The sequence below is a fragment of the Mesorhizobium sp. M2A.F.Ca.ET.037.01.1.1 genome, from assembly GCF_003998075.1.
In the GTDB taxonomy this organism is placed as follows: Bacteria; Pseudomonadota; Alphaproteobacteria; order Rhizobiales; family Rhizobiaceae; genus Mesorhizobium.
Genome location: NZ_RZSA01001684.1, coordinates 1 through 618, shown reverse-complemented (window position 1 = coordinate 618; position 618 = coordinate 1). Strand labels below are relative to the sequence as shown.

The following is a 618-nucleotide window of genomic DNA, read 5'->3' as shown; positions in this document are numbered from 1 at the left end:
CTTTGTTGGTGGCAATCCGCAGGTAATGGGCGGTGGTCGCGAGGCTGCGGTGACCGAGCAGCAGTTGAATGGTGCGCACGTCGGCGCCGGCCTCCAACAGATGGACGGCGAAGGCGTGCCGCAAACTGTGGGGCGTGACCGGTTTGGACAAGCCGGAGCGGTCGCGCGCTTTCGCGCAGGCGTGTCCCACCGCATCCCTGGTGATCGGCTGGTCGCCACGATCGCCGGGGAAGAGCCACGCCTTTGGCCGGCGCACCTTCCAATAGCTGCGCAGGATCTCCAGCAGCTTGGGCGACAGCATCACGTAGCGGTCCTTCTGGCCTTTGCCCTGCTCGACGCGGATGACCATTCTCTGGCTGTCGATGCCTGTGGGCTTCAGCTGCACCGCTTCCGAGATGCGCAAGCCGGCGGCATAGCAAGTGGTCAGGATGGCGTGGTGTTTGACGTCGAGGACGCAGCCGAGGAACCGCTGAACTTCCTCGGCACTGAGGATGATCGGCAGCTTCTGCGGCTTCTGGGAAGCGGCAGGACCTCTTCAGGCGCCCAATCCCTTTCGAGCGTCACCTTGTAGAGAAAGCGCAGCGCCGCAATGGCGATGTGGATCGAACCGGGCGACAG

At 64.2% G+C, this 618-nt stretch carries 1 pseudogene; it reads right to left on the bottom strand.

Going from position 1 to position 618, the window contains the following annotated elements:
- A pseudogene (locus EOA27_RS39205) lies at positions 1-618 on the bottom strand (tyrosine-type recombinase/integrase); the annotation flags it as partial.